Consider the following 21,135-nt stretch of genomic DNA (forward strand, 5'->3'; position numbering starts at 1 on the left):
AATGCTCAAAAACAAACCAGCCACCCCGTCTCCGGAGCAACTCTCCCAGCCTAACAGAACCGTCTTTGTCGTGCAAACTTGCGTTTACATTCAGATTTCGGCTTAACAGGCCCACCATTATCTACCGCAAGTTGGGAGAACCTGCTTCGTTGGTAGAGGTGGTCAGCGCGAACTTCGTTTCCTAGCCATTCAGAACCTCCAGGGCCCCTCTGGCCGGCGCATTGGCGCGCTGACTTCGAATAAGTTACGCAACGATTGCGCCAAGGTCAAATCCGGTGGAGCCGCCCGGAGTCCGCGAGGATTCACCAGGTCAGCGCCTTACTCGTTGGTGCATTCGCCACTGCGGAACCGTTCAAATGACATTGATGGCATTCATGACGTGCATCACACTTCGGCACGTTCGTACCGTTTCTGCTGGTCAACCAATGGTCGCGATTCCAGCCGGCCGGCCGACCCCATCCTTTCGGACAGTAGGTGGGGCCGGTTGGACAGTTACGTTCACCGGTGGTCGGCTCATAGCGTCAATCTATGACCGGATACCCGCAGATCAGCGCCCAGTATCGGGCGTCTTCCGTCCCGTCGCGTGGGGCATTTCAATGGCGTCGAGCCGGCGACGATTTGGTGATCACGCACGACCTTGATGTCACGACAATCAGTGATGCGTCCATGATCGCGGGTCTCCTCACTCTCATCGACGACGGCGTGCTCGCCGGTCAGCATGAATTCGAAGCAGCGGCGGTTGCGATCGTGGAATCGGTTCCGCATGCCGACCCGTGGGCCTGCTTCTACCGCAACACCCTGGACGAACTGGCGGATCAGACCTCGCCGTTCGCTCCCGTCCACCGACGGGCCCGGGCCGAGATCGTCGGGACCAGCGTTCTGGAGGTCGGCTCCTGCTTCGGCTTTTTCGCATTGGGGTGTGCACGCGATGGACTCGATGTGACTGCGTGCGACCTTTCACAGGGCGCGGTGTCGATGCTGTCAGCGGCTTCACGTGCGCTCGACATTTCAGTGCGCGCCGGTATCGGCGACGCGCGCGCCCTCCCCTTCGACGACAACGCTGTCGACACCGTCACCCTCATTCATCTGCTCGAACACCTCGACGAGACCGGCATTATCAGTGCCCTCACCGAGGCGTTACGCGTCGCCCGACGTCGGGTTGTGGTGGCGGTCCCCTTCGAAGCCGAACCGAGTCCCCATTTCGGACACCTGCATTCGCTTGGCGAAGCGGACCTTCTGAACTGGGTCACATCGGTCACTCATGCTGGTGCACGCATCGATGTCGACCACGGCGGCTGGCTGATTCTCACTCCGCTGCCCTCCCGCGCGACCATCAATCAGATCAGTCCGCGCTTGCTCGCCGTGTAGACGGCGTCAGTCCGCTTGGAGACTCCGAGTTTGCGAATGATGTTGCGAATGTGGAACTTCACGGTCGACTCCGAGATGAATAGGGTCTGCCCAATCCTTTTGTTGGAGTAACCCTCTGCAAGGAGCCGAATCACTTCTCGCTCGCGGTCGGTGAGACTCTGCGGTGTCGGCGCTTCCCCCGATACCGCGCGTAGGACCACCGACGTGCTGCGCGGATCGAAGGCACTGCCACCCCTTGACACGGTCTCGATGGCACGGACCAGTTCGGTGGTGTCGACATCTTTCACGACATAGCCGCGGGCCCCCGCCTTGACCGCGCGAACCACCAAGTCGTCGTCGAGAAAAGTGGTCAATACCAGCGAGGCGACCGACGGCCATCGACGCGTTAGCTCCGATATCAGCGTTAAACCCTCGTATTCGGTGCCAACCGCAAGCTTCAGATCCACCAACACGACGTCCGGCGCGGTCCGTTGAACCTCTCGGTACGCGGTGGCGAGCGAGTCAGCCTCACCAACCACTTCGATCGAACCGTTTCGCTCCAGCAGCGAACGCAAGCCCTGTCGCAAGATTGCATGATCATCGACGAGCATGGTGCGGACCGGCGGTTGTATCGTCATGGCGCCCTTCGGATTTGCGATGTCGGAATGTCGACGGAAATCCGGATGCCGCCCAGTCGGGAGCGACGGATGCGGAAGACGCCGGCGTGCTCGTTGACGCGGGATTCGATATTGGCCAGGCCGCGATGTCGGCCCGCGAGATCACCACACGATGCCGCTCGCATCACCCGACGCAAATGTGCCGGATCGCCGCCACCATCATCGTCGACGGTGAGCGCGATGTCGTTTTCGCCGTAGGTCAGCACGATGCGCGCGGTTCCGGCCCGCGCGTGTACCGCCGTATTGAACAACGCCTCACCGGCGATCCGCAGGATCGAGTGCTGTACCGCATCGGGAACATCCCGTACGCGACCGACGACCCGCACTTCGGTTCGCAGATCGGCGGGCATATGCATCGAACAAAGCCCTTCAAGCACCTCACCCAGCCCGGTACCACTGGCCGCGGGCGCCTGATTGAGCGCGTAGATCACCGACCGCAACTGTTCGACGGCGTCCCTGGTCAGTGCGCCAGCCAACTGAAGTCGTTGTGCGGCTTGCGAATCCGCATCAGGATAGTCACCGCGCACCACCTCGATCTGCATGCCTGCCGACAAGACCGATTGGGTAACCGAATCGTGTAGTTCGCGAGCGATCCGTTCACGTTCCTCGGAGACGACGCGCTGGCGCATGGCAGCGGACAATTGCCGCTGGGTCAACTCCAGTTCGCGATTGCGCGCAACGAGATCGGCCGCCTGTTCCGTCACCTGCTCGTATGCGGCTTCCGCGCGCGCCACCTGATGTCGACTCTCCTCGAGCAACGCGGCGTTGAGGAGCGCTACAGCGGCCTGCCGCGCCAGGATCCGCAACACCACCAGATCGGCCGAGTCAACGATCTTGTCTGCCGGGGTCCAGGCGGCCAGGCCGCCCACCACCCGTTCATCCAGTTGGACCGGAACGTGTAGATGGTGTTCGGATACCAGCGGCTTCCCCGGCTCGTGCATCTGATTGCGCAAGATGTCGTTGAGTCGGTTGAGCACCTCATCGGGCACATCTCGCGGTGGGCTTGCGATCTCGACGCCCTCGAACGCGTGGACGGTGCCGTCGCCGGTCAGCATCAGGTGACGCGGTCCGGTGCGGCCAAGTTCGCCATCACCAAGCGCGAAGACCACCCATTCAGCGTCGAGATGCTCCTGCACTGCCCGAACCACTGAAACGACAAGGGTTTCCGGCCCCTCCGCCGTCTGTACCAACGCCCGCGAGATCCGGTCCATCGCACCGATCACGCGGCCAAGCCGCCGCTCAACGCCACGGTACTGCGCGTAGTGCGATCCCTTCACCGAATGCAGACCGACCAACGAATCCAGCACGGCGTCGCCCGCCCGATCGGCAACCGGGCCCGGACCGGTTTCGCTGCGCTGGTCCCCTTCGATCCGGCCAGTACGGGCGCGCCGAGTCATAGCGCGGCGCGGTACAGATTCTCCACCTGTACCAGGGTCGGTTGACGTGGATTTGTGGTCATGCACGCGTCCGCGAGCGCATGCCTGGCCAACAGTTCGACATCGTCGGGCCGCACTCCCAGCGAGACCAACGAGTCCGGCAACTCTACCCGCCTAGCCATCGCCGCCACCTCCGCGGCGAGCAGGTCAGCTGTGCCCCGTGCGGTCGCCGCGGGCGAAATCCCAATCGCCGCAGCAAGATCCAGATACGGCTCGGCGTCGGTCTCGGCGTTGAACCGGATAATGTGTGGCAGCACGACGGCGTTGATCGCGCCGTGCGGGGCGTCGCACAGTCCCCCGACGGGGTGGCTCATCGCATGTGCCGCTCCCAGAATCGCGTTGGTGAACGCCATGCCGGCCTCCATCGAGGCGAAGGCCATGTCATCGCCGGCCGTGACATTCGCCGGATCGTCCACGAGACGCTCTAACGCGGACCACACCGTTGAAATCGATTGCAGTGCATGACTATCGGTCAGCCTGTTGTGTGCGACCGAGGTGTATGCCTCGATGCAATGAGTGATCACGTCCATTCCACACTGCGCCGTCACCTGCGGCGTTACCGTCGCAAGCACTCGCGGATCGATCACTGACACGTCAGGCACGAGGCTGCGCCCGATAATCGTGACTTTGGTGCGCCGCTTCACGTCGGACACGATGCAGAACTGTGAGACATCTGCGCCGCTGCCCGCCGTCGTCGGCGCCGCGACCAGTGGTGGCAGTGGGCTCACCGCACGATCGATACCCTCGTACTGCAGAATATGTCCACCGTTCGCCGCGACGATGGCTACGCCTTTAGCTGCGTCGATCACCGATCCGCCGCCAAGCGCCGCGATCCCGTCGCAGCCGCCATCGTGATAACGCTCGTGAGCGGCCGAAATCTCCTGCGCGCGAGGGTTGGGCGACACATCAAGATAGGAAACAGCTTGCAGCCCAGCCCGAGTGAGTTGATCGACCAGTTCGTCGTACCACGGCGTTTGCTCGATCGTCCGGTCGGACACGATCATTAACCGTCGCATCCCCAATGCAGCCGCAGTACGCGGAACCTCGCCCAGCGCCCCACGACCCACGATGATCTCGGGGGTGTGAAACTTGGCGATGGAACTCGTCACATCCTCACCGTAACGCGTTACCCAACTCATCGGCGCGGACTGCCAACTCCGCGCCATCACGCGCGCTGATCACTCCCGCGCACGTCTGCGCATACGCGCCGAGCGCACACCCTCGCTGAGTCCAATAGCGCGACGGTTCCGGCGTCACCCAGGCCACACGATGGGCTCGTCGGCACACTTGCGAAAACAGGTCGATACGCGGGTCGAAGGCATTGCTGCGCGCGTCACCCACCACCAGGATCGACGTCCGACGGGTGATCAGATCGCCGAAGTCACCGAGCAAACCAGCCCACGTCTGACCGTAATCACTGGTCGCGGCAAGGTCGAGACCATCGGCCGAGAGAACCGCGGCCAACGCGGTGTCCGCAGTCGCGGACCGGAGCGCAGCGGTCACCCGCACCGGGCGATCTACAAACGCGACGACCTCACACCGACTGCCGAAACGGTGCAGAGTCTGTGCGAGTCGCAGGATGAATCCAGTCACCGGACGCACCGACAGCGAGACGTCGACCACCACCAGCAGCCGTACCGGCCCCGGACATTCTCGTCTGCGCCACAACCGAACTGGCACACCATCGGTCGACACCGAAGACCGCATCGTAGCCCGGATATCGAGCAGCCCGCGATCGGTTCTGCGCACCACCCGTCGCGAGGCACCGCGCATACGCTGCACCAACCGATGACAGGCTAGGTCGATATCCGCCTGATCGGTACTGACACCGGACGCGGCATCATCAGAGGTAGCCGTGACACCCGCGGCGTCCAGTCGCGCGGCCAGGGCATCGACGAAAGCGGCAAGTGCACGTTCAAGGTCGGCGCGCCGCACGTCGTCGAGATCGTCGGCATCTTCGGTCCCGTATGCGTTCCGCGCGTCGTAGCGACTAAGCGCGGCCAGAATCGTTGCGGCATCGGATAATCCGAGCTTCGCACCATGGACGCGAGTCGCCGCGCCGACCATCTCACCCACATTCGCCGAGTCTGCTTCGTCGATGTCAACCGTGTAGGTGACACCGCCGGAGACGGCTTCGGAATCCGGGTCAACCTCGAGTTTCTCGGCCCCGGCCGAGACACTGAAGTCGTTCTCCTCCCGATGCGCGCTTTCGCCGTGCCGCTCGCGCGCATCCGGATCGTCGGCCATTAGGTCACCGATCTCGTCGGTATGTTCGTCGGCACCGATCATGCGCGCGGCACCCTCGAAGTCGTCATTCCACTCGAGGTCCTCGGGCAGCGCGACTGCTGCGCCTCGCGGGCGTGGTGTGTCCTCCTCGTCAGGTGAGTAGGCATGCAGAAAATAGATGTCGAAGGCCTGGTCGAAGCCGTCGGATTCGTGTGCGTACTTCACTGAGACCGCTCGCAACCCGGACCGTAGCAATTCGATGTGACGACCTCCGATAATCGCCATCACCCGACGGATCTCAATAACTTCCGCCGGCGAGACTCGAACTCCGAACGTCCGCAGGACTTCACCGAAATGCACTGCGATGAGGTCGATCATGCCCGGTCGGTCCTGAGTCAACACAGTGCCCACTCGCGCGGCTTCCGGCGACACACTCATTTCACGGCGCGAGCGCTGCGGGCGCGTCCGGCTCCGAAGGCGCGGGCTGTCACCGATCCAGCGGGGGTGCTGCCGTCGACGCCTATCGACTCGCCGTCGGCGAGATTGTCTGGGGCGGCCAAGGCTCGTCCCGCGATGTCGTGGTCGGAGCCGAATTTGATCATGAGACTCAACAACGCACCGTCGAGTCCGTCGGTCGCCCCAGCGGCCCGCAGATGTGACGCAGCCCGAGCGGCATCGATCACCTCGGCTATCGACGGCGACTTACGCAACGGGAGGTCGCGCAAGCGGCTGGCCAGCGCGACAACGTCGGCGATTACGGACTCCTCGACATCGGGAGCACGCACCGCGACGATCTTGCGTTCACGTTCCGGCGACGGATACGCAACCTGGAAATGCAGGCAACGACGCTTCAGCGCGGGCGACAATTCACGAGTGTCGTTGGAGGTCAAGATAACCCACGGGGAAGATCGGGCGGTGAACGTACCCAGTTCGGGAATCGTCACCTGCCGCTCGGCCAGAACTTCCAGCATCACCGCTTCCATCGCTTCGTCGGTTCGGTCGATTTCGTCGACAAGAAGCAACGTCGGCGTCGGGGACATGATTGCCGACAGGAGCGGACGCGGAACCAGGAAGTCCTCCGAATACACGCCTACCTCGGCACGAGCGAGCGCAGCAGATGCTTCGGAAAGCGTTGCATGCGTTGCTAATTCGCCGCTGATACGGTCGCGCAGCATTTGCACGTGTAGGAGCTGACGCGCATAGTCCCACTCGTAGAGCGCACGCGATTCGTCCAGTCCCTCGTAACATTGCAGGCGAATGAGGTCGCGGCCCGACGCGGCGGCAAGGGCTTTGGCCAACTCGGTCTTCCCGACGCCCGCCGGCCCCTCGAGGAGCAGTGGCCGGTCCAGGAGGGTCGCGAGATGAACCACGACGGCGAGGTCGTCGTCGATCAAATACCCCTGCGCCGACAGGGCTTTGGACAGATCGTCGACGGCGTCGAAGGTCGTACAGGTCATCGGGTCAACTCCAGACGAGAACAGTTGGTAGACAACGAAGTTGGGTTGCGAGGTCTCGATACACCCGACTCGGCTAGCGCCTCGCCGGGCACTCGACCAGCGGCAAGGCCCGGCCAGCGCCTCGCCGGGCACTCGACCAGCGGCAAGGCCCGGCCATCACGTGGCCGGGCACTCGACCAGCGGTGAGGCCCCCACCTGCGGAACGACCGGCCTAATAGCTCCCGGTGAACGCGTGGGTCACCATCGGAATCAACGATTCGACCGTCGACTCGCGTGGGTTGCCCGGCGTGCACCAATCACCCATCATGTGCTCCGAGATCGCCTGAATCTGCTTGTCCGAGGTATCCATCTTGTCGCCGCGACCCTCGTACTTGCCGGTGTTCATCCGATTCTTCTCGTAGCTGTTCACGCTCAGCTGTCCGAAGTTATCGGGTATTCCCAGATCCTTCGACAATCGGATGGCTTCTTCAACAGCGGCGTCGGCGGCTTGCACCTTCGTCATCTTCGAGGTGTCGACTCCGAGTAGAGCTGCGATGTCGGCGTACCGCTCGAATCGCGACGGCAGGTTGTACTCCCACACACGAGGCAACGCGATCGCGTTATTCAGGCCATGGTGGCTGTCGTAGAACGCGCTAACCGCATGCGACAGCGAGTGCACCAGGCCAAGGCCACCCGAGTTAAACGCTTGTGCCGCAATATATTGCGCGTGCATCATGCCCGAACGAGCTTCGAGATTCTTCGGGTCGTATACGGCAGTTCGCAGGTGATCGCGGATCAATTCGATCGAGTACTTGGCATTGCCCAGTGAGGGCGCGAAATCCAATCGCGAGACATACGGCTCACTCGCATGGGCGAGGACATCGAACCCACAGAATGCAGTGAAGTGCTCAGGGCAGGTGTAATACAACAGCGGGTCGTCCATCGCCAGATCGACCAGGCAGGTGTCGTCGAAGGCCACCCACTTATGCGGGTTGTTCATGTCGGAAGTGTCGGTGATGACGTAGGCCCACGATGTTTCCGAACCCGTGCCAGCCGTTGTCGACACCGCGATGTGCTTGGGGTTCTCCTTGTTGGTTGCCTTGGAGAAACCTTCGAACTCATTGATATTGCGACCGTCGTGGGCGATGACCATCCGCGCGCCTTTGGCCGCGTCATGGCTCGATCCGCCGCCGACCGAGATGATGCCATCGCATTTCTCCGACTGATAGAGCGCTGCAGCGTCCATGCAGTTGTAGTCCTTGGGGTTGGACTCCACTTGATCGAAGAGCACCACATCGACACCCTGGTATTCGATCTTGCCGATAAGTTCTTCGATGATTCCCGAGCCGCGGAGGCCGGTCGTCATCAGCAGGGCACGGGTCATACCGAGGTCCTTGGCTTCAACGCCGAGCATGTCGTGGGCGCCGACACCCAGCTTCGCCTTCGGGAAGGGGTGGAATTCTTTGATCGGGAAATCCCAGATCTGATTCAGCTCAATTGCCATTGGGGGTCACTCCTCGTGCCGTGTTGTTTCGGTCACATTCCAGAGTGTTTGCTGAGGTCACGCCGGTACAAGAGTCCCCATCCCGGCGTCGCGCAGATACACCCGGCGGGTTAGCCGGGTACCTATCCGTTCGGTCAGTGACGGCATCCCGGCCGTGCGGCGTCGGTGTCCCCGACGTCAGGTGGTCAGTCGGGGAGAGTTAGTCGACGACCCGCTCGATGGTTCCGCCGAGAGACCGCAGATTTTCCACGAAGTTCGGGTATCCACGGTCGATATGCTCGACGTCGCGCACCTCGGTGACACCGTCGGCGACCAGGCCGGCCAGCACCAGCCCCGCGCCGGCCCGGATGTCGGATGACCAGACCGGCGCGCTCGATAGTTGCTCGATACCGCGAATCACCGCATGATGCCCATCGGTACGAGCATCCGCACCGAGTCGGACCATCTCCTCGACAAACCGGAAACGAGCCTCGAAGACATTCTCGGTGACCACCGACATTCCTTCGGAAATGGCGGCCAAACCAATCGCCATCGGCTGCAAGTCCGTCGGGAAACCGGGGAAGGGCAGCGTCGAGACATTAACCGCCACCGGTCGTTGCGCCTGGCGTACCCGGAAACCGTCGTCGAAGCGGTCAACTTGGGCACCTGCGTCGACCAGTTTGTTCAGTACGAGGGAGAGGTGTTTGGGGTTGACCCCGCGCACTGTGACGTCGCCGCACGTCATCGCGGCTGCGATCCCCCACGTCGCGCCGACGATACGATCGCCCACGACGCGGTGGGTGGTCGGCGACAGTTGCCGTACGCCGGTAATGGTCAACGTCGAAGTGCCGCCGCCGTCGATGATCGCGCCCATCTGTTGCAACATCTCGCAGAGATCGACGATCTCCGGTTCACGAGCCGCGTTGTCGATGGTGGTGACGCCCTCGGCGAGCACTGCCGCCATCAAGATGTTCTCGGTGGCGCCGACCGATGGGAACTCCAGCGCGACCGGCGCGCCGACGAGCGAATCAGCCTGTGCCACAACACATCCATGCTCGATAGAACTTTGCGCGCCCAGCGCCCGCAACCCAGCTTGATGCATATCGAGTGGACGAGAACCGATAGCGTCGCCGCCGGGCAATGCGACGACAGCACGGTGACAACGCGCCATCAACGGCCCGAGCACACACACCGAAGCGCGGAACTGTTTCACCGCGTCGAAATCGGCGTGATACTTCGGTTCGGCCGGGACATCGATGGTGACCGTGTCGTGGTCGACCTCGACGGTGGCCCCCAGCCCGCGAAGAACATCGGCCATCAACGGGACATCGGCGATGTCGGGCGAGTTGGTGAGTACCGTCGTACCCTCGGCCAGCAACGCGGCCGCCATCAGCTTCAACACGCTGTTCTTGGCCCCACCGACGGACACCTCACCGGACAAGCGGGCACCACCGGTCACCAGAAAGCGATCATTCACCCAGACAGTTTATCTGTCCGAGCGCGCGGGTAGATTGCCAGCATGGCCGTGCACCTGACTCGCATCTATACCCGTACCGGTGACGACGGCAGTACGGGACTGTCCGACTTCTCGCGAGTCGCGAAAACCGACGCGCGGGTAGTCGCGTACGCGGACTGCGACGAGGCGAATGCCGTCCTCGGCACGGCACTCACGCTGGGAGCGCTCCCCGACGACGTCGCCGCCGTACTGCAGACCGTCCAGAACGACCTTTTCGACGCCGGTGCGGACTTGTCGACTCCGGTCGTCGAAGATCCGAAGTATCCACCGCTGCGCATCGAGCAAACCTACGTCGACGCGCTGGAATCGTGGTGCGATTCCTTTGGGGCCGATCTTCCCGCGCTTGATTCGTTCATCCTGCCCGGCGGGACCCCGGGTGCCGCCTTATTGCATCACGCGCGGACCGTCGTACGGCGGGCCGAGCGATCCGCATGGGCGGCCATCGACGATAACCCCGACAACACCTCGGCGCTGCCGGCGAAATACCTCAACCGACTCTCCGACCTACTATTCATCCTGGCGCGCGTCGTCGCGCGTCGCGATGGTGGCGACGATGTGAAATGGGTGCCCGGCGGTGAGCGAGCGCGATGACGCTGAGTCCACCGAGTTGGTGAGTCGTCCACGAACGGGGTTGTGCGGGTGGACTGTTGGCGCTCGGGGTCTCGATACACCCGGCTCGGCTGGCGCCTCGCCGGGCACTCGACCAGCCAAGGGAAGCACTAGCCACGGGAAAAGCACTAGCCGGAGACGTTCCCGCTGCCCTAATCGGCCAGCCAAGGGAAGCAGGATAAGGCGCGCTCGTTAGCGCCGACGCTGCGACCGCGCGGACTGACGCGATTCGAGCCACGAGGTGAACGCGGTCATCGCCTCAGCGCTCATCGCCAATTCGAACGCTCCCCCGATACCGTCGGCGCCAGGCTCCAATTCGACGATCCGCATCCCGGCAAGGATCTCATCTTCGGTCCCCTCTGGGCCCCGACGACGCTGTATCTCGATCGCACTGCGGATGAGCGTCACCGTCGGCCCCGGCCGCAGCGACGACAGGCGATAGAAACGCAGGTCGTTGTCACCGTAAGCAATGGTCCCGTGCCGCCAGCCTTCGTCTGCGGCGGCCGGCACCAGACGCAGCAGCACCGAAGTGCCCTCCCGGCGCAGCTCAGTCAACCGATACGCAATCAGAGCGAAGAACAAGACGCCGACAATCACTGCGACGCCAAGCGCGATCAAAACACCACCCACTGCGTCACACCTCCTGCACTCGTTCTCGTCCCCCTCCAGAATGCCAGTCGCCCGGAAGGTTCGAAACAAACCTTCCGGGCGATCAGCATATGTGTTTAGCGTACTGCTACTTCGCGAGCTGTTCGGCGGCTACCAGCCGCGAACGGGCCCGCGCGTAATCTTCCGAACCTGGCTCGGCCGCTTCGACGGCCTCGCGCTCGGCAGCGACGTCAACATCGTCGGCCCACTCGGCGAACTCCGCGAGGATAGTGACAACCTCGCCGGTCACCGAGAGGAATCCACCGGTAACCGCAGCGGCCCGACGGCTTCCGCCTTCCTCGACGATCACGACGAACCCACCGGAGATCAACTCTCCGAGCAGTGGCTCATGATTCGCGAGGATGCCGAGCTCACCACTGGTGGTGTGCGCGATGACGAAAGTCGCACTACCCGAGTACAACCGATCATCCGCCGAGACGATCTCGACCTGAAAGCTCTTGTCTGCCATCGCGGACCGCTACTTTCCGGCGATCTTCGCGGCGGCAGCCTCCACGTCGTCCAGACCACCGCAGCTGTCGAATGCCTGCTCGGGCAGGTGATCGAACTCGCCCTTAGAGACGCGATCGAATGCCTCGATCGTGTCGGCGAGCGGAACAACCGAACCGGTCTGGCCGGTGAACTTCTCGGCGACGAGGAAGTTCTGCCCCAGGAACTTCTGGATGCGGCGGGCACGCTGAACGGTGACCTTGTCCTCTTCGGAGAGCTCATCCATACCGAGGATCGCGATGATGTCCTGCAGTTCCTTGTACTTCTGCAGGATGCGCTTGACCTCGTTGGCAACGCGGAAATGCTCGTCACCGACGATCGAAGCCTCCAGGATGCGCGAGGTCGAGGTCAGCGGATCCACGGCCGGGTAGATACCCAGCTGTGAGATCGGGCGCGAAAGCTCGGTCGTAGCGTCGAGGTGGGCGAAGGTCGTCGCAGGTGCCGGGTCGGTGTAGTCGTCGGCGGGGACGTAGATCGCCTGCAGCGAGGTGATCGAACGGCCCTTGGTCGAGGTGATGCGCTCCTGAAGCTCGCCCATCTCGTCGGCCAGCGTCGGCTGGTAACCCACGGCGGACGGCATCCGGCCGAGCAGCGTGGAGACCTCGGAACCCGCCTGCGTGAAACGGAAGATGTTGTCGATGAACAGCAGCACGTCCTGCTCCTTCACATCGCGGAAGTACTCCGCCATGGTCAGGGCCGACAGTGCCACGCGCATACGCGTGCCTGGGGGCTCATCCATCTGGCCGAACACCAGCGCGGTGTCCTGCAGAACGCCCATCTCCTCCATTTCGAGGTGAAGGTCGGTGCCCTCACGGGTGCGCTCACCGACGCCGGCGAATACCGACGTACCGGAGAACTCACGCGCGATACGGGTGATCATCTCCTGGATCAGAACGGTCTTGCCGACACCGGCACCACCGAACAGACCGATCTTGCCGCCCTTGACATACGGGGTCAGCAGGTCGATGACCTTGATACCGGTTTCGAGGATCTCGGTCTTACCTTCGAGCTCATCGAATGATGGGGGCTTGCGGTGGATGCCCCACTGCTCGCCGTCACGGCCGAGTCCGGGAGTGTCCAGGCAGTCACCCAGTGCGTTGAAGACGTGACCCTTGACGACGTCGCCGACGGGAACCGAGATCGGCTTGCCGGTATCGCTGACGGAAGCGCCGCGAACCAGGCCGTCGGTGGGCTGCATCGAGATTGCGCGGACCAGGTTGTCGCCGAGGTGCTGGGCAACCTCGAGCGTCAGGGTCTTGGCAACCGAAGGGAGTTCCACCTGCGAATGCAAGGCGTTGAACAGGTCAGGCACCGAGCCCCTGGGGAACTCGATGTCGACCACGGGGCCGATGATACGAACGACGCGCCCTGCCGCGGAGTCGCTCGCATCCGAGGATGCGGGATTTGTTACTGCAGCGGTCATTGTGGTTGGGTCACTTTCCTCTTCGGGGTCTTGGGTGGCAGCGATCTGGCGTGGGACTCGGAACTAACCGAGCGCGCTCGCACCGCCGACGATCTCGCTGATTTCCTGGGTGATCTGAGCCTGGCGCAACTGGTTGGCCTCACGCGACAACGACTTCGACAAATCTTCGGCGTTGTCGGTCGCAGCCTTCATCGCGGTACGGCGAGCAGCCGACTCCGATGCCGAACTGTCGAGCAATGCCGCGTAGACACGCGTCGCGACGTACTTCGGCAGCAGCGAAGACAGCAAATTCTCCGCGCTGGGTTCGAAGTCGTAGTTTCGCGACGGCTTGGCATCGGTGTCGTCAGAATCGTCTTCGGTGACCACCAGCGGTGCCACCCGACGAACCTCGGGATTCTGCGTAAGCATCGACACGAACTTCGTGTAGACGATATGCAGTTCGTCGACGCCCTCAAGCGAACCTTCGCCGTCCGGCCGCTCGACGTCGGTACCCGACCCCGCAACGAACAGGTCGACGAGGAAATTCGACGCGGTGGCCGCGTCGGAATAATCCGGTGCCTGTGAGAAGCCAGTCCACGAATCCGCGACGTCGGTGCCGCGGAAACTGAAATACCCCAGCCCCTTCTGGCCCGTCACGAACAAAACCGGCTCTTTGCCCTCATCGCTGAGTAGCGAGAGCAATTCACGGGTGGCCTTGAGGACATTCGAGTTGTAACCGCCGCACATACCGCGGTCGCTGGTTACGACCAGCACCGCGGCACGCTTGGGGTTCTCCCGCTCGACGAGCAACGGATGATCGAGCGAACCGGCCGAGGAGGCCAGTTCGGATAGCACCGTCGTCATCTCCTGCGAGTACGGCTTGGCAGCCTTAACACGCGCCTGCGCCTTCGTGATCCGCGACGTCGCGATCAGTTCCTGCGCTTTGGTGATCTTCTTGGTCGACTGAACCGACCGGATACGCGAGCGCAACTCGCGAATGCTAGCCATCAGCGCTCCCTCTTCTCAGATCGTGTCGAACTCGATACGGATTCGATCATGGTCAGGACTTCCGGACCTTGATCTCTTCGTTCTCGACGTCTTCGGCATCCATCGACGTGGCGGCTGCCTCGTTGACGACGCGCTTGCCGTCATGAGTCAGGTAGCCGTTCTTGAACTTGTTGGTCTCGGCGACCAGCGACTCAGCCTGATCGGAAGACAGCTTTGCGCCGCCCGCGATCGAGTCGTAGACACCCTGCGCATTGTGGTGCAGGTGGCTGAGCAGCTGCTCTTCGAAGTTGCGAACGTCGTCGATCGGCACCGAATCGTAGTGACCCTCACCGCAGAGGTAGATCGAAACGATCTGGTCCTCGACTGAATACGGGCTGTACTGATCCTGCTTGAGCATTTCGACCCAGCGGGCGCCGCGCTCGAGGCGGGCCTTGGAGGCGTCGTCGAGGTCGGAGGCGAAGGCCGAGAACGCTTCCAGCTCGCGGAACTGTGCGAGCTCCAACCGCAGCGAACCGGAGACGGCTTTGAGGCCCTTGGTCTGTGCGGCACCACCAACGCGGGACACCGAGGTACCGACGTTGATCGCGGGACGAACGCCCTTGTTGAACAGATCCGACTCCAGGAACACCTGTCCGTCGGTGATCGAGATGACGTTGGTCGGGATGAACGCCGAGACGTCGTTGGCCTTGGTCTCGATGATCGGCAGGCCGGTCATCGAACCCGCACCCAGCTCGTCGGAGAGCTTCGCACAACGCTCCAGCAGACGCGAGTGCAAGTAGAAGACGTCACCGGGGTATGCCTCGCGGCCCGGCGGGCGACGCAGCAGCAACGAGATCGCGCGGTAGGCCTCGGCCTGCTTGGTCAGGTCGTCGAACACGATGAGGACGTGCTTGCCGTCGTACATCCAGTGCTGGCCGATGGCCGAACCGGTGTAGGGAGCGAGCCACTTGAAGCCGGCCGAATCCGATGCCGGGGCTGCGACGATGGTGGTGTACTCCATCGCGCCGGCCTCTTCGAGAGCGGTCTTGACGCCGGCGATGGTCGAACCCTTCTGACCAATCGCGACGTAGATGCAGCGGACCTGCTTAGTCGGGTCGCCGGTTTCCCAGTTCGCCTTCTGGTTCAGGATCGCGTCGATGCAGACCGCGGTCTTGCCGGTCTTGCGGTCACCGATGACGAGCTGACGCTGGCCGCGGCCGATGGCGGTCATGGCGTCGATGGCCTTGATACCGGTGGCGAGGGATTCCTCGACCGGCTGGCGCTCGAGAACACTGGCTGCCTGCAGTTCGAGCACGCGCTGCGTCTCTGCTTCGATGTCGCCCTGGCCGTCGATCGGCTGGCCGAGCGGGTTGACGACGCGTCCGAGGAACTTGTCGCCGACTGGCACCGAGAGCACGTCGCCGGTACGGCTGACCTGCTGGCCTTCTTCGATCTTGTCGTAGTCACCCAGGATGACCGCACCGATCGCGTCCTCGTCCAGGTTGAGGGCAACGCCGAGCACACCGCCGGGGAATTCCAGCAGCTCATTGGCCATCGCGCCGGGCAGGCCACTCACATGGGCGATGCCGTCGGAGGTGTCGGTTACGGTGCCGACCTCTTCGCGGGAGGCGTCGGCGTCGAACGACGAGACATAGCTCTCGATCGCTCCCTTGATTTCGTCTGGTGAGATCGTCAACTCAGCCATGGGGTTCTCGTCCTTCTTTTAGCGTGGCTTGGTGGGATTCGGTGGTTAGCTGCGTGCTAACTCGGTAGGTTCTCGGCGGCCTTCTGCAGTCGTGTCGCGACGTCGCCTTCGATGACGTCATCGCCGACACTGATCCGCAGCCCGCCCAGCAGAGCTGGATCGATCTCGATCTGCACGGACATCGCTCGACCATAAATCTCGCCGAGGACCGACGTCAGGCGAGTCGTCTGCGCATCGGTCAGCGCTACCGCCGACACGACGTGTGCGACGGTCTCGCTTCGGCGGGCCGCAGCCAGTTCAGCCAGATGGGCAACTGCGACGTCGGCATGCTGTCCGTTAAGGCCGGTGACGGTCTGCGTCAGCAATGCGGCGGTGTGCGAACCGATCTGACTACCCAGCACCGACGTCAGCAGGCTGACCCGACCGGAGGCCGGCGTCGAGGTATCTGACAGATGCCGAGTCAGTTCGGGGTTGGCGTCGAGGAGACGTCCGACACGGAACAGCTCATCTTCGACTCGGTCGATGACGCCGTCGTTCTCGGCGGCTGCGAGGACCGCGAGGTCACTCTGCCGTTGCAGCGCCGCACTGAAGTCAGTACCCGACGACCACTTCTCCGCGCTGGCGACCGTGACGATCGAAACCGCGGGCTCCGACAGTTTGCCGCTAAAGAGCGAAGTGGCAAACGCCTTCTTGGCCTCAGCGGCATCCGATGGCTCGGCAAGTTTCTTGCGCAGCACCGGCTCGCTGTTGAGGAGCGCGACAACCTGCGCCAGTTCACCGCCGAGTGAAGTCAGCGCCGCTGAATCGAGCCCAGCGGTGACCGAGCCGAATTCGCGTGAAACCGCCTGCGCCGCATCGCGACTCGACGCACGCATGCCGTGTAGGCCAACAAGGTCGGCACTGGTGGGCACCGCGGTGTCGGGGCGTCCACTGCCGGACATCGCCGACAGTTCGTCGATCAGACGGTCAACCGAGGCCGATTGCTCTGCCGGGTCGGCCAACTTGGCCCGCACCAACTCGTCAGCACGCACGACGGCGGCCTGTCCCAAGTCACCGCGCAGGTCGCGCAGCAGGTTGGCGCGTTGCAGTTCAGCTTGCGACGCTCCGTGACTGGAGATCCGCTTGACCTCGGCGGCAGACGCCGCGTGCAGATCTTCGGCGATGGCCTCTGCATCCTTGGCACCGTCGATTTTCAGCTGCTCAGCTTCGGCCTTGGCGTCTACGACTGCCTGATCATGTGCGGCCTGAGCTTTGAGCAGATTGGCCTTGGCGGCCTCGCTCTCGGCAACTTGATCTTCGATTTTCTGCTGCGACGACTTGACCGCCTTGTTCAGCGGTGGCCACACGTACTTCCACAGCAAGAACACGATGACGGCGAAGCCGATCAGCTGTCCAATGAAAACGCTCACTAGTTATTCACCTTCGCATCCGGGCGCGAGCCGGCCGACTGCCCCTTGAGGTCACTGCCGAGAACTCGTCCAGCCAGGGTGTTCGCGAGATTGTCCAGGTCACCACGCGCGGTCGATGCCGCGTCGGCGCCCTGGGCCGCCAATGCCTCGGCAGAGGCGGCGCGTGCCGCGTCTGCCTCGGCCGTGGCCTGATGGCGCGCGGCCACCAACTCTTCGTTGCCCTGTGCACGGGCCGCGTCTCGAAGGCCGGTGGCCTCCGCACGCGCATCCTTCAGTGCGGCCCGGTATTCCGAATCGGCACTCTCGAAGCTCGCCGCGGCGGCCTTGTTGTCCTCGGCCGTCTTAGCCACCATCGCCTCGCGTTCTTCCATTGCCTTCTTGATCGGTGGCACCACGAAGATGCCGATCACAGCGAAGACCAAAAAGAAGATCACCAGGCACACGAAAAATGTGCCATTGGGGATGAGGAAGTTTTCTGCGGCGAGATTCGTCGTCATGTCGCTCCGTTACTAGTTGTGCTCCGTCTCGCGCAGACTTAGGAAGTCTGGCCGCTGATGGGGGTAGCGAAGACGAATAGAGCCATGAAGGCCAGGTTGATGAAGTACGCGGCTTCGACCAGACCGACGGTGATGAAGAACGGGGTGAACAGGCGTCCCTGAGCCTCAGGCTGACGGGCGATGCCAGCGATCAGCTGCGCACCGGCCAGGCCGTCACCGATACCGGCACCGATAGCACCGCCGGCCATGATCAGGCCGCCGCCGATGAGTGCACCCAGGCCAATCAGATTGGGATCCATTGAGAACTTTCCTTTCGGGTTGCTGACAAGTGACTTGTCAGGTCTAGGGTCCGAGCCGACACCGTGTCGGCCAGGAGGTCATTCAGTTGGGTCTAGAGGTTCTTCGCGTTGCCGGGACTACGTGGCCGACGCTCAGTGAGCGTCTTCCTTAGCCGTGGACTGGCTGAAGTAGAGGATGGTCAGCAAAGAGAAGATGAATGCCTGGATCAGACCGACGAACAAGTCGAAGGATTTCCAGAGTGCGTTGGGCGCCCAGAGGATATACGCGGGGAACATGGCAATCAGACCGACCATGATTCCACCGGCGAACAGGTTGCCGAAAAGACGGAGGGACAGCGAGATCGGCTTGGCGATCTCCTCGATGATATTGATCGGCGCGAGTCCCCAGCCATGGCCCTTCACCAGCAACTTGGGATGACCGATCAGGCCACGCTCCATGAAACCGGCGATGTGGTAGGCGAGGAAGACGAACAATGCCATCGCGTAGACGAAGTTGGCATCCGACGCTGGTGGCTTCAGCCATTCACCCGCGGTCGGGTTGCCGTGTTCATTCGTGGTGCCGTACTGGACCGGGAGAACCGACAGCCAGTTGGCGACCAAGATGTAGACGAACAGAGTGACCGACAGCGGCAGCACGAATGCACTGATGCGGTGTCCGATCGATCCCTCGATCTGACTGCGCATCTGCACGAAGATGAGTTCGAAGAAGGACTGGACCCAGCCCGGCTTACCCGAGGTGACCTTCCAGCGGACGATGAAGGCCAGCGCGATGACGATGATCGCGGCGACCGAGCTACCGAGAACGGTGTCGGTATTCACCGTCATGCCGAACCACTCGGCGTGGGTATGGTGGCCGACCTCGAGCTCGAACTTTCCTTCTTCGCCGCCTTCAGCGAGGAAAGTCGTCAGAGCCGCAGTCGGCGTGGATGACAGGATTGTCATGGTTGCTTGCGAAGTCCTTTCATCACCGGAATCACCGTATTCAGAACCAAGATGACCTGACCGATGGCGAGTCCAAACATCACGCCCAGCCCATCGGGCCGAACCAGAAACGCTGCGATCAGAGCGAGAACCGTGATGGTCCCCAGCCGAACCGCGGAATTGACCGCAAGAATCTTCTTGCGGGGGTGCTCTTCTGCGGTGACCGCCTTGACCGAATTGATCACCATCTGCGCGTTACCGAAGACAGCGGCGGTACCTAACAAAAAGAAAGCGCCGAACCAAGAATGGTTCAGCGCAATGGCGACGGCAGCAACGGCGAGTACGACGACTCCCGCGATAATCGCGGGGCGACGCATACTCGTCGGAGCGGTCGGAAAAACGTATGGCATGGAGTCGGCTGCCGTGCTGGCGCTCATGAGCCTCTCCTCAACTCGTCGCGGGTACCCGTCATTGGGCACCAATCATCGTGCGTGCGTCGCCGACTATGCGGTCGCGGCGTAAGCTCACGATTTTCTCAGACTGTACCAAGTGGCTCGCACCTCCCTCACCGGGGGGTATTCGAAACTACCTGGCTACTACTACAGCCCATAGTACACAGTTCTTTACCAGGACATTAATCGCGACGTCCGACGCTCACTCGTCGGCGGTCGACGGCCTGATTGACTACTCCGAGCGCGGACAATACCAGTACCACGACAACCATTGCCACCAACTGTGTCCGAGCATCACCGTCGGTCAGCATCAACACTGTCAGGGCAGCCAGCAACGCAAGGGCCAGAAAACCCGAGTACGGATAAGCCCACATACGTACCGGCAACTCCCCTGCCGCCTCGAATTCTCGACGCAGCTTCAGTTGGGCGGCCGCCGACATCCCCCAGATAAACAGCAGGGTCGCCCCGACGGCGTTGAGCAGGAAGGTCAGTAGTCCCTTGATCTCCAGGAAGTTCAGCAGCACCACCAGGAAGCCAGCCGTCACCGAGACCAGCAGCGCGACGGTGGGAACGCCGGATCCATTGACTCGGGCGAGAGCGCGTGGACCGGCACCCCGGCGGCACAGCGCGTACATCATCCTCGACGTCCCGTACATCTGGGCGTTGAACGCCGAGAGCAACGCGATCACGATCACGACTTCCATCACTCCGACGATGCCGTCGATCTTCGCCATCGACAGCACCGCGGTGAACGGACTCTGAGCGGCCTCGTCTGCCTGGGCGAGGGTGTCCCACGGCAGCAGCAGCGCGATAATCAGCACCGACCCCAGGTAGAACACGACAATCCTCCCGACGACGCTGCGCACCGCTCGACGCACCGCCGTGGCGGGGTCGCCCGATTCCGCGGCGGCGATGGTCACCAATTCGATGCCACCAAATGCGAAGGCAACCGCGAGCAGTCCTGCGGCGACACCACTCCAGCCGTTTGGCATGAAGCCGCCGTGATGGAGCAGGTTCGATAGCCCCGGCGCGTCGGTGTTGGGCAGCCAGCCGAAGACCAGCAACGCGCCGATCACTAGAAACGCGATGATCACCGCGACTTTGATGAACGCGAACCAGAACTCGAATTCGCCGAAGTTCGCGACCCGCGTCAGGTTGATGAAGGTGAAACCGACCATTGCGATCATCGCCGGTATCCACGGATCAACACCGAACCAACCGCCGACTATCTGCGCCGCGCCGGTCAACTCGGCGCCCATCACCATCACCAGCATGTACCAGTACAACCAGCCGGTGACGAAGCCGGGCAGTCTGCCGAAAGCCAGCTCGGCGTAGGTGGAGAACGACCCTGACTCGGGCCGTGCCGCCGACATCTCGCCGAGTCCCCACATGACCAGAACGACCAGCAGACCCGCGGCCGCGTAGGACAGCAGGACCGCCGGGCCTGCGACGTTGATGGCCGCGCCGGTGCCGAGGAATAACCCCGCGCCGATCGCCGATCCGAGTCCCATCATGGTGAGGTGGCGAGTCTTCAAACCAGTCGAGAGAGACTGCGTCCGTTCGTCGATGCGCTGCGTG

Annotated in this window: 20 protein-coding genes; 2 read left to right on the forward strand and 18 right to left on the reverse strand. The window is 62.6% G+C overall.

The genetic code is table 11. The features are described from left to right. The first annotated feature begins 528 nt into the window (after positions 1–528). Positions 529–1,368: a mycofactocin oligosaccharide methyltransferase MftM gene (gene mftM / locus AAFP29_RS14550; protein WP_419218117.1), complete on the forward strand. Its 840-nt coding sequence runs from the start codon at positions 529–531 to the stop codon at positions 1,366–1,368. Here the strand turns inward: mftM and AAFP29_RS14555 are convergent. From AAFP29_RS14555 to murA, 7 genes are all read right to left on the reverse strand, one after another. Next, the gene (locus AAFP29_RS14555) at positions 1,338–1,985 is read right to left on the reverse strand and encodes a MadR family response regulator transcription factor (RefSeq protein WP_419218118.1); all 648 of its coding nucleotides are present in this window, start codon (positions 1,983–1,985) and stop codon (positions 1,338–1,340) included. The two genes, mftM and AAFP29_RS14555, sit on opposite strands and share 31 nt — an antisense overlap. Next, complete coding sequence (locus AAFP29_RS14560) at positions 1,982–3,331, reverse strand: MadS family sensor histidine kinase (RefSeq protein ID WP_419218733.1); 1,350 nt, start codon at positions 3,329–3,331, stop codon at positions 1,982–1,984. The genes AAFP29_RS14555 and AAFP29_RS14560 overlap by 4 nt, the downstream gene beginning before the upstream one ends. A gap of 86 nt (positions 3,332–3,417) precedes the next feature. After that, positions 3,418–4,599: an iron-containing alcohol dehydrogenase gene (locus AAFP29_RS14565; protein ID WP_419218119.1), complete on the reverse strand. Its 1,182-nt coding sequence runs from the start codon at positions 4,597–4,599 to the stop codon at positions 3,418–3,420. Further along, positions 4,574–6,064: a MadC family VWA domain-containing protein gene (gene madC / locus AAFP29_RS14570; RefSeq protein WP_419218120.1), complete on the reverse strand. Its 1,491-nt coding sequence runs from the start codon at positions 6,062–6,064 to the stop codon at positions 4,574–4,576. Before madC ends, AAFP29_RS14565 begins: the two co-directional genes overlap by 26 nt. A 56-nt stretch (positions 6,065–6,120) precedes the next feature. Beyond that, the gene (locus AAFP29_RS14575; protein ID WP_419218121.1) at positions 6,121–7,143 is read right to left on the reverse strand and encodes a MadB family AAA-type ATPase; all 1,023 of its coding nucleotides are present in this window, start codon (positions 7,141–7,143) and stop codon (positions 6,121–6,123) included. A gap of 211 nt (positions 7,144–7,354) precedes the next feature. Next, complete coding sequence (gene mdo, locus AAFP29_RS14580; protein ID WP_419218122.1) at positions 7,355–8,626, reverse strand: NDMA-dependent methanol dehydrogenase; 1,272 nt, start codon at positions 8,624–8,626, stop codon at positions 7,355–7,357. A 199-nt stretch (positions 8,627–8,825) separates the two neighbouring features. Then, positions 8,826–10,082 carry a UDP-N-acetylglucosamine 1-carboxyvinyltransferase gene (murA, locus tag AAFP29_RS14585; RefSeq protein WP_419218123.1) on the reverse strand — a complete coding sequence of 419 codons (1,257 nt, stop codon included), beginning with the start codon at positions 10,080–10,082 and terminating at the stop codon, positions 8,826–8,828. Positions 10,083–10,124: 42 nt separating this feature from the next. Here murA and AAFP29_RS14590 point away from each other — a divergent pair, with 42 nt between their 5' ends. Beyond that, entirely contained in the window at positions 10,125–10,712 is a 588-nt protein-coding gene (locus tag AAFP29_RS14590; protein ID WP_419218124.1) for a cob(I)yrinic acid a,c-diamide adenosyltransferase, read from the forward strand. A 210-nt stretch (positions 10,713–10,922) separates the two neighbouring features. On the opposite strand, the gene AAFP29_RS14595 is transcribed toward AAFP29_RS14590, so the two are convergent. The 11 genes from AAFP29_RS14595 to AAFP29_RS14645 all read right to left on the reverse strand — a co-directional run bounded on the left by AAFP29_RS14595 (position 10,923) and on the right by AAFP29_RS14645 (position 21,125). Beyond that, entirely contained in the window at positions 10,923–11,360 is a 438-nt protein-coding gene (locus AAFP29_RS14595; RefSeq protein WP_419218125.1) for a DUF2550 domain-containing protein, read from the reverse strand. Between the two features lie 106 nt (positions 11,361–11,466). After that, the gene (locus tag AAFP29_RS14600; protein WP_419218126.1) at positions 11,467–11,847 is read right to left on the reverse strand and encodes a F0F1 ATP synthase subunit epsilon; all 381 of its coding nucleotides are present in this window, start codon (positions 11,845–11,847) and stop codon (positions 11,467–11,469) included. Positions 11,848–11,856: 9 nt separating this feature from the next. Continuing rightward, positions 11,857–13,308, reverse strand: a complete 1,452-nt coding sequence (gene atpD / locus AAFP29_RS14605; RefSeq protein WP_419218127.1) for a F0F1 ATP synthase subunit beta — start codon at positions 13,306–13,308, stop codon at positions 11,857–11,859. A 63-nt stretch (positions 13,309–13,371) separates the two neighbouring features. Next, the gene (locus AAFP29_RS14610; RefSeq protein ID WP_419218128.1) at positions 13,372–14,295 is read right to left on the reverse strand and encodes a F0F1 ATP synthase subunit gamma; all 924 of its coding nucleotides are present in this window, start codon (positions 14,293–14,295) and stop codon (positions 13,372–13,374) included. A 52-nt stretch (positions 14,296–14,347) separates the two neighbouring features. Further along, positions 14,348–15,979, reverse strand: a complete 1,632-nt coding sequence (gene atpA / locus AAFP29_RS14615) for a F0F1 ATP synthase subunit alpha (RefSeq protein ID WP_419218129.1) — start codon at positions 15,977–15,979, stop codon at positions 14,348–14,350. A gap of 56 nt (positions 15,980–16,035) precedes the next feature. Further along, positions 16,036–17,388: a F0F1 ATP synthase subunit B/delta gene (locus AAFP29_RS14620; RefSeq protein WP_419218130.1), complete on the reverse strand. Its 1,353-nt coding sequence runs from the start codon at positions 17,386–17,388 to the stop codon at positions 16,036–16,038. Then, positions 17,388–17,885 carry a F0F1 ATP synthase subunit B gene (locus AAFP29_RS14625; RefSeq protein ID WP_419218131.1) on the reverse strand — a complete coding sequence of 166 codons (498 nt, stop codon included), beginning with the start codon at positions 17,883–17,885 and terminating at the stop codon, positions 17,388–17,390. The genes AAFP29_RS14620 and AAFP29_RS14625 overlap by 1 nt, the downstream gene beginning before the upstream one ends. Positions 17,886–17,923: 38 nt before the next feature. Continuing rightward, positions 17,924–18,184 (reverse strand): F0F1 ATP synthase subunit C, encoded by a 261-nt coding sequence (locus tag AAFP29_RS14630; protein ID WP_007316231.1) that lies wholly within the window; start codon positions 18,182–18,184, stop codon positions 17,924–17,926. A gap of 132 nt (positions 18,185–18,316) precedes the next feature. Further along, positions 18,317–19,126 carry a F0F1 ATP synthase subunit A gene (atpB, locus tag AAFP29_RS14635; protein ID WP_419218132.1) on the reverse strand — a complete coding sequence of 270 codons (810 nt, stop codon included), beginning with the start codon at positions 19,124–19,126 and terminating at the stop codon, positions 18,317–18,319. After that, positions 19,123–19,542: an ATP synthase subunit I gene (locus AAFP29_RS14640; RefSeq protein WP_419218133.1), complete on the reverse strand. Its 420-nt coding sequence runs from the start codon at positions 19,540–19,542 to the stop codon at positions 19,123–19,125. Before AAFP29_RS14640 ends, atpB begins: the two co-directional genes overlap by 4 nt. Positions 19,543–19,739: 197 nt before the next feature. Then, positions 19,740–21,125, reverse strand: a complete 1,386-nt coding sequence (locus tag AAFP29_RS14645) for an amino acid permease (protein ID WP_419218734.1) — start codon at positions 21,123–21,125, stop codon at positions 19,740–19,742. Between the last annotated feature and the right edge of the window lie 10 nt (positions 21,126–21,135).

The organism is Gordonia sp. CPCC 205333 (genome assembly GCF_048537885.1).
Taxonomy (GTDB): Bacteria; Actinomycetota; Actinomycetes; order Mycobacteriales; family Mycobacteriaceae; genus Gordonia.